At 61.0% G+C, this 13,909-nt stretch carries 14 protein-coding genes; 12 read left to right on the plus strand and 2 right to left on the minus strand.

Going from position 1 to position 13,909, the window contains the following annotated elements:
- Nucleotides 1-2 precede the first annotated feature (2 nt).
- From QM596_RS05145 to QM596_RS05195, 11 genes are all read left to right on the plus strand, one after another.
- Nucleotides 3-962, plus strand: coding sequence for a DMT family transporter (locus tag QM596_RS05145; RefSeq protein WP_133727056.1), 960 nt, complete (start codon nt 3-5; stop codon nt 960-962).
- Nucleotides 959-2,554, plus strand: a complete 1,596-nt coding sequence (locus QM596_RS05150) for an amidohydrolase (RefSeq protein WP_283308309.1) — start codon at nt 959-961, stop codon at nt 2,552-2,554. The genes QM596_RS05145 and QM596_RS05150 overlap by 4 nt, the downstream gene beginning before the upstream one ends.
- Nucleotides 2,555-3,281: 727 nt before the next feature.
- Nucleotides 3,282-4,223 (plus strand): Ig-like domain-containing protein, encoded by a 942-nt coding sequence (locus QM596_RS05155; RefSeq protein WP_283308310.1) that lies wholly within the window; start codon nt 3,282-3,284, stop codon nt 4,221-4,223.
- Between the two features lie 218 nt (nt 4,224-4,441).
- Entirely contained in the window at nt 4,442-4,951 is a 510-nt protein-coding gene (locus QM596_RS05160) for an alternate-type signal peptide domain-containing protein (RefSeq protein ID WP_019745196.1), read from the plus strand.
- Nucleotides 4,952-4,966: 15 nt separating this feature from the next.
- Nucleotides 4,967-5,509: a hypothetical protein gene (locus QM596_RS05165; protein ID WP_019745195.1), complete on the plus strand. Its 543-nt coding sequence runs from the start codon at nt 4,967-4,969 to the stop codon at nt 5,507-5,509.
- Between the two features lie 65 nt (nt 5,510-5,574).
- Complete coding sequence (locus QM596_RS05170; protein WP_223304718.1) at nt 5,575-6,246, plus strand: signal peptidase I; 672 nt, start codon at nt 5,575-5,577, stop codon at nt 6,244-6,246.
- Nucleotides 6,247-6,255: 9 nt separating this feature from the next.
- Nucleotides 6,256-6,861 (plus strand): SipW-dependent-type signal peptide-containing protein, encoded by a 606-nt coding sequence (locus QM596_RS05175; RefSeq protein WP_021332053.1) that lies wholly within the window; start codon nt 6,256-6,258, stop codon nt 6,859-6,861.
- A gap of 8 nt (nt 6,862-6,869) precedes the next feature.
- Complete coding sequence (locus QM596_RS05180; RefSeq protein WP_283308312.1) at nt 6,870-7,469, plus strand: signal peptidase I; 600 nt, start codon at nt 6,870-6,872, stop codon at nt 7,467-7,469.
- Between the two features lies 1 nt (nt 7,470).
- Nucleotides 7,471-8,532 (plus strand): hypothetical protein, encoded by a 1,062-nt coding sequence (locus tag QM596_RS05185; RefSeq protein WP_283308313.1) that lies wholly within the window; start codon nt 7,471-7,473, stop codon nt 8,530-8,532.
- A 297-nt stretch (nt 8,533-8,829) separates the two neighbouring features.
- Nucleotides 8,830-10,113, plus strand: a complete 1,284-nt coding sequence (locus tag QM596_RS05190; RefSeq protein ID WP_283308314.1) for a hypothetical protein — start codon at nt 8,830-8,832, stop codon at nt 10,111-10,113.
- Nucleotides 10,113-11,498 carry a lipase family protein gene (locus QM596_RS05195; RefSeq protein ID WP_502943367.1) on the plus strand — a complete coding sequence of 462 codons (1,386 nt, stop codon included), beginning with the start codon at nt 10,113-10,115 and terminating at the stop codon, nt 11,496-11,498. The genes QM596_RS05190 and QM596_RS05195 overlap by 1 nt, the downstream gene beginning before the upstream one ends.
- Nucleotides 11,499-11,503: 5 nt before the next feature.
- Here the strand turns inward: QM596_RS05195 and QM596_RS05200 are convergent, their stop codons facing one another.
- Both QM596_RS05200 and QM596_RS05205 read right to left on the minus strand, forming a co-directional pair.
- On the minus strand, nt 11,504-11,872 hold the full coding sequence (locus QM596_RS05200; protein WP_058226212.1) for a limonene-1,2-epoxide hydrolase family protein: 369 nt from the start codon (nt 11,870-11,872) through the stop codon (nt 11,504-11,506).
- Nucleotides 11,869-13,110, minus strand: coding sequence for a cytochrome P450 (locus QM596_RS05205; protein ID WP_283308316.1), 1,242 nt, complete (start codon nt 13,108-13,110; stop codon nt 11,869-11,871). The genes QM596_RS05200 and QM596_RS05205 overlap by 4 nt, the downstream gene beginning before the upstream one ends.
- Before the next feature lie 185 nt (nt 13,111-13,295).
- On the opposite strand from QM596_RS05205, the gene QM596_RS05210 reads away from it, so the two are divergent.
- A complete protein-coding gene (locus QM596_RS05210; protein ID WP_283308317.1) occupies nt 13,296-13,850 on the plus strand; it encodes a TetR/AcrR family transcriptional regulator in 555 nt (184 codons plus the stop codon).
- The last annotated feature ends 59 nt before the right edge of the window (nt 13,851-13,909 follow it).

Genomic DNA, 13,909 nt, shown 5'->3' on the forward strand with positions numbered 1-13,909 from the left:
CCATGAGTGATGAAGTATCGCCACGCGTGCCGTCCGGCGATCAACTACGCCGTCGTGACCTGCGCGTAGTCGTCACCGGTGCATGCATCCTCGGGTTGACCTCGGTTCTCTATGAACTCTCAGGAGTGTCTCCGTCGACGGGTGCCTTCTTTCGGTGTCTCTATGCGCTCATCCCCCTCGGCATACTCGTGCTCGTTCAGCGTCATCGGTCATCCCGGTCTTCGATCTCGGCGCCCTGGATTGTGAAGTCATTGCTTGCCGGCGCGTTCCTCGGAATCGATCTTGTGCTCTGGCACGAGTCGATTCATTCGATCGGGGCAGGTCTTTCGACGGTGATCCTGAATTTGCAAGTGCTGTTCGTCGCAATCCTCGGCTACGTTGTTCTGCGCCAACGGATCGGCCGGGAACTGGTCGCCAGCCTTCCGTTGCTCTTCGTCGGAGTTGCTCTGGTAGCCGGGACGAGCACAACGCTCACCGGGGCGAATCCTGCTGTCGGAGTGTCGTTTGCCGTGATCGCCGCAGGCGCCTACGCGGTCTACATCTTCCTGATGGGTCTGGCTACTCGGGCGGCGGGTAGAACGGCTCTGCCGATGTTCGTCTCGACGGGAGCCACTGCCCTCACTGCAGGTGCATACGGCCTCGTGAGTGGAACTTTGGATCTGACGCCTTCGCTCGTAGCTCAAGGCTGGCTTGTCCTGCTCGCGTTGGTATCTCAGGTGATCGGGTGGCTCCTGGTGGCAAGCGCCAGTCAGCGTCTGCCTGCCAGTGCAGTCGCCGCCAGCCTGGTGTTGCAATCGGCGTCGGCACTGCTGTTCGGCGCGGTGATGCTTGCGCAGACCCCAACTCTCGTCCAACTTGCAGGTGCCGGAATGATTTTGGCCGGAGTGGTTGTGGCGACGCGGATACCTGCGAAGAAGTCCTCGACGACTGTAGTCGGAAAACGAATGGAGACAAGCGTATGACACCGGTGGCTGACCACATCTACATCAACGGCGAGATCAGGACCATGGACGGTGCTGTCAGCGATAACGCGACCGCTGTGGCAGTCAAGGACGGCAGATTCGTCGCCCTCGGAACTGATGCCGAGATCTCGGCGCTGACCGATTCCGAAACCTCCGTTGTCGATCTCGCCGGAGCGGTGGTTGTTCCGGGGTTCATCGAGACGCACCTTCATCCGATGATGTGGGGTTTGATGCTCAGTGGGGTCGACGCAACGACGAGTGCGTGCCCGACCATCGAGCAGTTGATCACGGCGTTGGCCGCGCGGGCCGCGATCACACCAGTTGGCGAGCCCATAGAAGCGTGGGGCTTCGACGACAGCCTCGTGGCGGAAGATCGAGGTCTGACCGCAGTTGATCTGGACAAGGCATCCACCGAGCATCCGATTCTGGTGCGGCACTTGTCTGCTCACGGGATCTATGTCAACTCGGTCGCACTGGAGAAGGCCGGGATCGATGCCACCACGGTCGATCCGGAGGGTGGTGTCATCGTTCGGGACAGTGACGGTGTACCCACCGGTGAACTGTGCGAGGTTCCGGCAATGTCTCTGGTGCACGGACTTGTTCCGGATATGAACCCGGATGCGTCCAAGATCGCGATGCTGCGGGCGCAGGAAGTCATGGCTTCGGTGGGCGTGACAAGTTTTCACGACATGTACGTCACAGCCGAGATGTACGAGGCGTACCGACAACTGGACGCTGATGGTGAACTGCGTCTGCGTGCGCGCCTCTACCTCGGCCACGGGGTGCACGATCAATTGGGTGAACTCGCCGATTCGACAGACCGAGTTCGTGTGGGCGGCGTCAAACTCATTTCGGACGGGTCGATTCAGTTGCACACCGCTGCCCTGACCGAGCCGTACCACGATCTGGGCGGATGCCACTGCGGCGGAATGGCAATCCCGGCAGGTGCACTCGGGGTGCTCGTCGCGGAACATCACGCTGCCGGCCGGCAGGTTGCGATTCATACCAACGGTGATCAAGCTATCGATTTTGCACTGGACGCAATTGCAGCGGCACGGACGGCACACCCGGACGTCGAAGTTTCGCATCGACTCGAGCACGTTCAGACGTTGCGGGAAGATCAGATCGTGCGGATGGTCGAACTCGGGGTGGTGGCGTCGATCTTCGTGAACCACGTCTACTACTGGGGCGACCGGCACCGTGATCGGTTCTTGGGGCCGGGTCGCGGCGAGCGGATCAGCCCCGTGGCTTCGGTCGTGGCGGCCGGGCTTGCCTACGCGCTGCATTGCGACTGCCCTGTCACTCCCGTGAACCCGCTCTTCACGATGAACACAGCCGTACACCGTGTGACGCGAGAAGGTCATGTTCTGGGTGCAGAGCAACGGGTTTCCGCGTCCGATGCGTTGGCCGGTTACACAAGCGCTGCCGCCCGTCTCACCGGTGAGTCATCGGACAAAGGTCGGATAGCGGTGGGACTTTTGGCGGATTTTGTTGTGCTCGACGGAGATCCGTTGCGGAGCGCTTCTCAGGAATTGAACGAACTGTCGGTCCTGCGCACGGTTGTCGGCGGTGAGACCATCTTCGAGGTGTAGGTGCTCGTAGCTTTACCTTGGGATTGGGTGCCGGTAGTCAACTCCTTACCGGCTTCGCACCTGTAGACGCACGTGGGCCGGGTAGCGAATTCGCTTCCCGGCCCACAGCTTTGGACGCACCAGGGGCAGTCGCTATTCGATGGTCGGACAAAGTTATTGGTGGAGTGCTGGTTTCGGGGCGTGCGAGGGTTTGTCATGGCCGCCTGATCCGGCGAGGCGCGGCGATCGATGATGTCCGTGTCTGTGGCGTTCGTGAACGAAATGCAGCACGTGCTCGAAACGGTTCGATCCTTCTGTTTGCTCGAGGGTCGCTGTTCTCGACGAGTTCGTTCGTGAATATCCTCGGACATACCAAGAGTATGTAGAACGTGTTCTCGTAACGAGCGGAACGAATCGCCCCTTCGGCGCCAAAGGGTTTTTCGGGAACAAGTTACGAAGCGCAGCTAACTGTTTCTAACAGTACTGGTCAGCGCGCATAATTCATCCGCATGGAGTGTTCGAATTCCTCCTGAACGTTTGACCAGTAAAACCGCCACAAAAGCTGATACGTGTGATAAAAATTGATCCGAAGCGGAACAGTAGCTATGTATGAGCGAGGGCATGCACAGCGTCACGGTTCGGCTCGCAAGCCTTCTGCAACATGTTCGGCACCGATGGCGGATGTACCTGGATCTGTCGTCTTATCACCCCAATGCCCGGCAACGGGACAGACGAAATGAGTCTTCACATGCCTCGATTTTTCCCGGTCGGGGACGGACGCGAATCCCGTCTCCCCCGGCGCGCCACTGCTGTGTTGGCGGCGCTGCCGGCTGCATTGCTCCTCGCGACCTCCGGCGCGCTGCTTGCGCCCGGCACCGCCGCGGCCGCCCCGGGCGACGACATCACGGACCAGTGCCTGGAGATGTCCCAGAACGGTGGACCCTGGGTGAAGCCGGCGGCCTTCGATCCCAGTGGAACCGACTACATCCCGATCCCCGGTGACGAGGGCACGCAGTTGGCCTTCAACGTTCGTAATGTCTGCGACCTTCCTGCCACGCTCACTCTTTTCAGTGAGAGCTGGTCCGTCTCGGGCGGCGGCACTGCGACAGTGCGGGGCAAGCTCGACGGCCAGGTCGGCCAGCAGTTCGTGATTGGACCGAATGCGAATTCGTCGACGCGGATCGAGCTGGTGAAAACGCCTCTCGCGCAGAACGCCAACGTGATGGCTGGTTTCATGATCGGCATCCCTGCCGGCGAAGTTTTGCAGGGATACGAGATCAACCCCGGCTGGGGTCTGGTCCTGGTGGAGGGCGAGCCTGCCGTGGTCGCCCCGAGTGCTCCGACCGACTTGTCTCTGGGCGCCGCCGAAGTAGAGGCGGGTACACCCGTCAAGGTCTCCGGCAAGGCAGAGCCGAACAGCACCGTCACCGTCACCGGAGGCGGCGCCACCTGCACCGCCACCGCGGATACGAGTGGGAACTTCAGCTGCAACCTGACGATCACCACGCCCGGCAGTCATCCGATCACCGCCACTGCGACAAATGAGGGTGGGACCAGCCCGGCCTCTACCGCGGTGACGGTGAAGGTCACGGCGAAATCCACCGATCCAGGTGGCAGCAGCAGCGGTTCGCTCGGAAGTAGCACCGGTTCGCTCGGAAGTCTCGACCTGTTCGGCAGCCTCGGCGGATAACCACTCCGGCCCAACCGGCCACTTAGACCTCGCGATGCGCGGGGCGATCTCGACCATCTCCGCGCATCGCCAACCTTCTCGGTCACCGAATTCAATTCGGCGGCTTCATTTCCCATGCCCCTTCCTGGGGCTGTTTCACCGGAGTGCACATCCGCACGGCCCGGGCTCAACCAAGCGCGTCGGATGTCCCGCCGCGAACTGCACAGGAGGAATACCAGATGAACAAGACCACAAAGGGTGCCATCGCCGCTGGTGCGGCTGCCGTTCTGCTCGCCGGCGGTGCCGGAACCATGGCCGCGTGGAACTCGTCCACCAACGGTGGCGCTCCGCAGACGGTTGGCGCCGGTTCGCTGTCGGTCGAGCAGGTCGGCGCCGGCGTGTGGAAGTGGGCAAACGGCAGTACCTTCAATCCCGCGAGCGACCTGATTGTGCCCGGTGATGTCGTCACCTACACCGCGAACTACAGCATCGACCTCGTTGGCACGAACCTGAAGGCGAAGTTGACGCCTTCGCTCACGGGGGTCACCGGAGACCTCGTCACGCTGAATCAGCTGACCGTGGCCCCGGCTAGTGGCACCGTGACTACATACACCGCCGGCCTGGATCAGGCGGCAACGTTCACGACCACCATCACATTCAACGCGGGGGCCGCGGGCGACAACACCGGTCAGACGAAGACCGCCAGCCTCGCCGGCGGCGCGGTCACCCTCGAGCAGACGCTCAACTAAGCCAAAGAAGGTCACGTGAAGACCCAGTACAAATGGGCGATCGCAGCGTCGTCGGTTCTGCTCATCGGGTTCGTCTCGGTGCAGCAGACCGGCGCGCTGTGGCGCGATACCGCAGAATCGACCGGCGGCACTATCCAGGCAGGCATGCTCGATATCTCTGCCGGCGGTGAAGGGGTCAAGCAGTTCAACCTCGATGGGTTCAAGTTGGACAACAAGGGCCCGGGCGACAGCATTCAGATGCCTCTGCCGGTGATCAACTCCGGCAACGTGCAGATGAACTACGTGCTTTCCGATGTTGTACTCAACGGCGCGACCCCACCGCCGCTGAGCCTGCGCGTGGCCAAGGTAGCCAACGAGGCGGCCTGCACCGCCACTGGCGACGTGGGCACTGAGCTCTACAACGGTGCCATGGACGGCGCGGCCTTTTCCGAACAGCTGGTTCCGGCCGGGCAGATGCAGGTGTTGTGCCTGCGGGCCACGCTGGGCCAGGGCGCGGCAGCGAGCCAGCAGTCCAACGCGACGTTCACTTTCGACGCAAGCTCAGTGAGCCAGTCATGACCGTCACCGCGAGAAGCCGGCGTGCAGGCGAACGTGCCGAGTATCGACCCCGGCACAGCGCACACGTGGAAACATCTGAGCGGCAACATGATCCCGAACAAGGCGGAGACGACAAGACCACCCTATGGTGGTGGACTCGCACCATCGTCTCGTGGGTACTGCTGCTGCTGATGGTCGGCATTCTCGCGGTGATGGTCGTTATCCCTCGACTCACCGGCTCCACCGCGTACACGGTTCTCACCGGTTCGATGGAACCGACCATGCCCCCTGGCACGCTCATCGTGGTCAAGCCGACCCCCAACGAGGATCTGACCACCGGGGACGTGATCACGTTCCAGCCCGTCTCCGGCGATCCAGCGGTGGTCACCCACCGCATCGAAGGCATCTATTACACGGGAGAAGGGGAGCGTCGCATCCACACTCGCGGCGACAACAACCCCGTCGCCGACTCGTGGTCGCTGGTGCCCGAGCAGATCCGTGGTCGGGTCATCTACTCGGTGCCGTATCTGGGCCGGGTGAACTCGGTGATCAACGGGCAATCGCGTTCGATTCTCACCACAGGCGTAGCTGCGGGCCTGGCTGTATATGCCGTGTGGATGGTCGTCAGTGGCATCCGCGACAAGCGGGGCAAGGCCGGTGACGACGAAAGTGGCACAGACCCGACTCTTTCCGGCCCTGAACTCGGCGCGCCGGTATTGCCCGCCGATCCATCGGCACCAACCTCCGAATCGAAATAGGACAGCAGAATGTCTACAGAACAGAAATCGGGCGGCGACGCGCGTCTCGGGGCGCGGATGCGAAGCCGTCTGGGCGAGACCGGTTGGATACGGACCCGGGCCGTGCTCTCACTGGGCATGGTCCTGGGCCTCGGAGCGGTCGGCACGATGGCGGCGTGGTCCGATAGCGCTACTGCGACCACCGGCATGTTCAGCACTTCGTCGGTCCAGCTGAAAGTCGACAACCAGCGGCCCGCACACCAATTCACCGAACTCAAGCGCAACAGCATGCTGCCAGGCCAGAGTGAGGCCGGGGCATTGACGGTTCAGAACACCGGAACGGCCAACTTCCAGTGGGCGGTATCGGCAACGGCCACTGGCTCGTCCGCGCTGATCGGGAAGCTCAAGGTTTCGCTACATCAGACCGGCGCCAACGACGGCAGTACCTGTTCAGGACCGATCATCGGGACGCAGCAAGCGTTCTCCGGGAACCCGACACTCGTCTCTGGCCGATCACTCGCTGCCGGTGTTTCGGAGCAGGTGTGCATCAAGGTGACCGTCGATTCGACCGCGGGTCAGACGGAGCAGTTCAAGATCGCCGATCTGGGCTTCAACTTCACCGCAACCGGGCAGTGATCATCGCGATGGACAGCACCGATGAGGAGGTGAGCGTGGGACGCAGTCGTGGCAAGGAAATTGCCTTGAATGTGGCTGCGGTCGCCGGGCTCATCTGCATAATCGCCACTCTCGCGTCCCTGATATTCGGGATCAAACCGCTGGTGTTTCGCTCGGGTTCGATGGAACCTGCAATTTCCACCGGTGCGCTGGCGCTGGCGAAGACCGTGCCTGCAACTGAACTGGCTGTCGGCGACGTGATCAGCGTCGACAACGACCAAGGCGTGCGCATCACCCACCGTGTAGTCGAACTCGAATCGGCAGGAGCGGACACCGTGCTCGCCACGCTCAAGGGCGATGCCAACAATGTGGCTGATCGACTGCCCTACAACATCACCGAGGCCGACCGAGTGTTCATCAGCGTCGGTGCGCTCGGCTATGTCGTTGCTTGGCTTTCCAGCCCGCTCGCAACCTTCCTCGGCGGCGGATTGGTAGGCGCGGTGCTGGTCATCGCATTTGGACGAACTAAAGACCGGCGTCTGGAGAATGCCCGCGCCGCCACTACAAATGACGCCCGCGTCGATGCTGACGAAACCTGCGGGGAGCTTCAGGAGGCTCATAATGATTGAAATGCGTCGGGCTAGCACCCGCATGAAGTCGCTGCGGTCGTTGATCGCAATCGGTGGCGCTGCTGCAATGGCGTTCGGCCTGGCTCAGGCCAGCGGGACGCTGGCCAATCCAACTGACGTGGTCAATTCGACTGGCGCACAGGTGGCGACGGGCAACTTCTATCCGACGCCGCTGCCTGTTGGCAACATTTCGTGCAGCAATAACGGATGGGCTGGCTTTCGGGATGCGACGATGTCTTGGCCTTCGGCGGGGCCAGGAACCAGCTACAAGGTGTCCGTCGTTCAGGGAACTTCTGTCAAGGGTGGACCGTGGTACCAGACGAACACTTCAAGAAACTTTGACTACGGAACAGGTGGACTGGGAACCTACAACATCGTCGTTCAAGTTGTCAGTGATACAGACCTATCAATTCTCCCGGTGAATCGTCAGGTCTCGAGTGGATCTCTGCGGTCGGCTTTCTATCACAATGGTGCCCAGGACACGACGTGTTCAGGCAATCCGTGGCGCTTGGAGAACCAGGCGTGGGAGAACGTCTCCACCTGGGATCCGACTACCCCGGCCCCGAACGGGGCGAACCCTCTGAGCAGGATGCAGGCCGAAGCGATGGTGCCGAACGAGCCTGATGCGTTGGAGACGACCACCACCCAAGCTCCGTCCACGAGCGAGACCGCCAATCCGACAACGTCTACCGAGCCGACCAGCACAACGGAGGCCACGACCACGACGGCACCGAGCACGACAACTCCGGCACCGACCACCCCGGAAACCACGTCGCCGGAGACCACCCCCTCGGCTGATCCGAAGCCGGTTCTGACGGACACAGTCGAGAGTGGCGGCCTCACCGGCGGCTGGACTGCGGGTGGTAACAAGGTTGCAGTGGTCGACGCCGACGGCAACGAACTCGCAAGTGGCCGTGTCGAATCGGGTTCCACTCTGCACTGGTACGACGGCCAGTTGTGGATTGTCGGTGCAACCGAGGTCTACCGCATCATGGAGTCGCCGCAGGACGGCACGTGGAAGTTCTACAAGGACAGCGGGCAGAACATGCCTGACTTCGGGTAGCGGCCAATCACTCGACGTCTGGACTGTGCCCCCGAGTTTCCGGACCCGGGGGCACAGTCGTAGCTGCGCATGTTCCGACGGTGTCGGGCAATCAGGTAACCGGCTGGTCGCCCGCTGGAGAGGTTTCGGCCGCCCGTGAACTGGATAAACCAACTGCAGACGGCAACGACGTGTAGAGATGCCTGAAGCGTTCGCAGTGGATTGGCACTTATTCGGGGCTCGAGTTATCTTACTGCAAAGTAAGTGTTTGGTGTCGGCGTCGATCGGGGCTATGCCGACCTGAGTACAGGGATCGATATGCGGATGAACCTGGGGGCAGGTGTTCGGCGACGTCGTTGGGCGCGCGACGTATTCGCAGCCGCGACGGCATGTGCGCTGGCGATGTCCGCGTTGCTCTCGGTACAGATTTCAGCGTCGGCGTCCGAGCTGGACGAGTACGTGAATTTGCCTTTGGTGAATCGGAATGCCGAACACGGTCCGGGCGGTGTCCATCCCGCGTTGCCGACTGATCTCGGCACCTTGCAAGCCCTTGTGAAAGAAGCCCGCGCCAGTGGTCGCAGTCCGGAATCCTATGCGGCCTTGCTGTTTCAGTATCGATTGGTCGCTGCCACGGAAGCCGCCGGAATCGATCTCTCATCGTGGAATCCGCGCGCCGGAGTGCTTGCCAATCGCTCGAACCTGGTGAAGTCGTACCGCTTCTACGAGGATCTGCAACTCGGTCACCCGGAATTGCAGTGGGCGGGCATGGGCGGACAGGTTGGTGCGGACTTCGGCGGAGGACTGATCGACTTCGAACTGATGGCGGACATGTACTCGTTTCCGAATCTGCAATATGTTGCCAATTCGATAGTTTCTCAGGTCATGGATCAGGTTGGCGTGCAAGCGCTGAACCAATTGCCGGCAGGGCTGCGCGCACTCGCCGCGGTGGGCAGGAACGTCACAGCGGACGACTTGGATTATGTGCTGGGGATGATCCTGGTGATGCAGAAGAACATCTTCTCGGATCTGATGCCGATGCATCAGGCATACGTGGATGAAGGACTTCCCGCGCTGGAAGAAATGCAGGGTGCCGGAATGTTCGGTCAGGATGTCATGGACGCCTGGCGTGATGTAGCTTCCGGCGATTCGAATCGGATTGCACGTGGGAACGTAGCACTGCTCCAACGTGAGCAAGGGATGATCATCCGTGACCAGTGGGATACCGTGCGCGCCTACAAAGGTGATGTGGGAGAGGCGATCACTTACGCATCGACTGTCGCCGGTTCACCTTCGGTCGCCGGCGTCGTACCGCCTCGCTCGTTTCGGTCTCTCGAGTTCGCGACGACACTGGCGGACGGACGCACCGCGACAGTGACACTGCCCCTCCCGGATTGGAACTGGTCGGTGTACGAGGACCGCTGGGACTACATCACCTCACAGCTCTTGCCGAAGTACCGAGCGATGGTCGAAGAAGATTGGCCACGGCTCGTAGCCACATTGAGTGTTCCCTACGAAATTCAATTGGAGAGTCACCGCCCGATGGTGACCCTCCCACAAACGCTCGAATCGGCCCTCTCCAGTTTGAAAGTGACGGTTCAGTGATGTCGGGTGCCAGATTTCGAAGGTTTGCCCCGCTGGTAGCGCTGACCGTTGCGCTGGTTCTGCCTGCGACTGCTGAAGCCGAGGCCCCAGGCAGTGGTGTTCCAGACGATGCGCAAGCTCCGGTATCCCAGGAGTTTCGGACCGATACTCCCACTCTGGGAGAGATTTTCAACGGGTTCACGGTCGGTGCGCTCAGGTCGGGGGAGTTCGCATCGGAAGAGGAGATCTTCACTGCGCTCACCGCCGATGATCCGTTTTACGACGAGCCGGTGTTGACCGGCGTCGAGCGTCCCGGTGACCTCCTGAAGTCGAAGAAGGTGGACGTACTGTTCACGGGATACAAACCGGGACAGCTCGACGCCTACAAGATCATGTACGTCACAACAGGAATCGACGGTTCGACGCCGGTAGTGAGCACCGGGATCATGATGATCCCGATCGACGGAACACCGGCATCGGAGAAGAAAGTCATCAGCTACCAGGAGGCCAACGACAGCGTCGGCGGCTACTGTCATCCGAGTTCGCACTGGACGGGCGGCGATCCGCTGGACGGCGCCTCCTGGTCGGCGTTGGGTCCGCTGGCACTGATGTTCGGAAAAGGCTATGCCGTAGTGATATCCGACGTCGGGAACAACGGAGACCGTGATCCTCACGGCGTCTTCGCGGGCAAGTTCGCGGGGCACGCGCAGTTGGATGCTGTGCGCGCAGCATTTCAGCTGCAGGATTCCGAGCTGAATCCGGATGCGGAGATTGCGTTGTTCGGAATCGCTGGTGGTGGAGTCGGTTCGGCATTCGCCGCAGAATCTGCGCAGTCCTACGCACCGGAACTCGACATCGTCTCGACAGTCCTCGAGGGAATGGTGATCAAGCCCCGAACATTCATGGAGACAACAGATTCCTCGGTCGGTGCCGGCTTCGGATTTGCGACGCTCCTTGGCCTCGAACCCTGGTACCCCGAGATGAAGTTGAACGACAAGCTCAATCCCGTGGGCCGAGCGATTGCCGACGTGTACCGGGATGAGTGCCAGATGCCGGCGTACTTCACGCTTCCGTTCGTGCCGCTGGCGAGCCTTTTCGAGCCGGGGATCGATCCGATCACAGAATTCAGTTTCCAGCGCGCGTACGACGACAACGTACTGGGCCACGTTGCTCCGGCGTCGAAGGTATTGATAACGTCGTGTGCAAAGGACGACTCCCCGATGTCACTTGTACCGGCAGCTGATGCGCGAGAACTGGCGGACACGTACAGGAGTGGAGGGACCGACGTGAGCTACCAGCCGACCGACTGCAGTATGGACCGCGCATTCACGGATCCATACGGTTGGGGAACTGATCTGTTCGGAATGCAGACGATCGACTGGATAGCCCACAATTTCGACAACTGAGCGAGTCACCCGGCCAGCAGTTTGTTGATCGGTGCAAAATCGAAATAGTCACGCCATGCAACAATTTTCGAGTCCACGATCTCGAAGATCCCCATAACCGGCAGGACTACGTGTTTGTCGCCGAGGTCGAATCGGTCGGTCCGTTCGTTGAGTACAGTCGCACCGTTGGCAGACTGGTGATGAATCGTGAATTCGATCCCACCGAAGGCCGAAATGAAGCCTTCCAGGAAATTCAGGATCTCGGTGCGCCCGACGATCGGGGCCATCGGAATATTATGGTAGACAGCATCTTCACTGAAGTACGACGCGATTTTCTCGGCACTGCCCATCTTCCACTCGGCGCAGAAAGCAGTGACAAGTTCTTCAGGGCTCATGGTGTGACCTCTCGGTGTGGTGAGACGTTCAGGTGCAAACTCTGATGGCGGCGTACGAACATGCTGGGGACCCAACGGGGTGGGGATTCGGAATCGATTGTGAAGTGCGCACTGTTTTCGAGAAGGACTGCGATCGCGGTCTTTGCTTCCAGACGAGCCAGCGCGGCCCCGACACAGAAATGTGCTCCTTTACCGAAGGCGAAATGCGCTCGGGGATTGACTCTGTCGAGGTTCATCACCTGTGGTTCGGTGAATGACTCAGGATCGCGGTTCGCCGAGCCCCACAGCAGTATGAGGTGACTGCCGGCAGGTAGCGCCACGTCGCCGAGTGTTGTGTCCGCGTTGACATGTCGGTGATGTCCGCGAAAGGGTGACTCGAGTCTGAGCGTTTCTTCCAGGAACGCGCCCACGAGTAGAGGGTCCTCGCGCAGCTGCGTCTGAATCTCAGGGTGCTCGGCGAGCAACCGTGCAGAGTTGGCGATCAGTCCGGCGGTCGATTCGCCACCCGCACCGACGAGTTGCACCAACATCAGCACGGCCCCGTCTTCGCTGAGTTCGCCTGCGTCACAGCAACGGACGAGATCTCCGAGTAGATCATCCACCGGGTGAGCCCGTGCCTCACGAAACTTGCTGTAGAGGTACCCGGTGAGTTCGGCCGCCGAGGTGACGACGCCTGCCAAACGCTCCGACGTCACGATGCCGCTGAGAAGTTCGGTGCTGTCGTACGACCACGCCAGCAATTGGGGGACATCGTGTGCCGGCAAGCCGATCAGCGTGGCAACCATCTGCAGCGGCAGCGTGTCCGCTACCGACGTGACCCATTCGATCCGTCGACCGTCGAAGCCGTTGTCCCACAACTGCTGGGTGTACTCGGTCATCACCGGCTCGAGTGCTCGTATACGTTTGGCGACCAGTGTCGGTAAGACAAGTTTGCGCTGGTGTTGATGGTCGGGCTCGTCGGCAGTCGCGAGAACGTGAACAGCTTGGCCGCCGCCGTTCATGTCGAAGGTCACGGCCGAACCGTCCGGTGTACGAACGAGCACGCCGGTGAGGTTGTTGGAGAAGTCGTCGGTACGGGAAACGGCTTCGGTGACCAATTCCCACGTGGACACCAGATAGAAGTCGGTCTCAGGAATGCGGTACACGGGGTGCTCGCGCCGGAGTACGTCGTATAGCGGGTACGGGTCGTCGATGTTCGACGGCAGGAAAGGGTTGATGTCGAGCGTCGATGGTGTCACGAAGGGAAGATTTCACGGCCGTCGAGGAGAAGTCAACAGGTGGAAAATGCCTCTGAACTGGCATTTTGAGAAAATCTCACGCACTTCAACCCCCTCGTACTTCTCCCAGGTCAGAGGCTCGCGGCCTTCCGTAGCCTTGAGATTTCTGATTGAATCTGTCTCAATGTGAGACGAGGTGACGGAGAGTGACCGGTGCAAACGAGCGCCGCGCCGCCGACTGGTTGGCCGGCGGTAACCGCCGTGAACTCGCAACCGAGCGCATCTTCGCGGCTGCGGCAGAGCTGATTCGAGAACAGGGATTCGATCGGTTCAATGCCGACGACGTCGCTGCCCGCGCAGGCTGTTCGAGGGCAACGCTCTACCGCTACGTAGGTGGCAAGTCCGCGATCCGCGAGGGGTTGTTGTCACGAGGCGCGGCATCCGTGGCGAGCCAGGTCGCGACTGCCGTCGAATCACTGCACGGCGACGAGCGCACCGTGGAGTCGATCCTCGTCGCCGTCGACGCGATCAGATCCGACGCTGCCATGAGCCACGGCCTTGCGGCGGCGCGGGCCAACGGAATCGACGAGTATCTCGTGTCCTCGCCGTTGCTGCCGCGTACTGCGCTGGAACTTGCGGGCTTGGATCCTGAAGGTCAAGAGTCGCAGTGGGTGGTTCGGATCGTGTTGATGCTCTTGGCATGGCCTCTCGCAGACAGGGCCGCCGAACGACGGATGGTCGAGTCGTTCATCTACTCCTGAGCGGGATTCCGTGTTCGTGAACGGTGCATCGGATCGTCGCTGCTGTAGACGGTTCGGTT

It is taken from the genome of Rhodococcus sp. IEGM 1406, assembly GCF_030056745.1.
GTDB classification, from domain to species: Bacteria; Actinomycetota; Actinomycetes; order Mycobacteriales; family Mycobacteriaceae; genus Rhodococcus_F; species Rhodococcus_F erythropolis.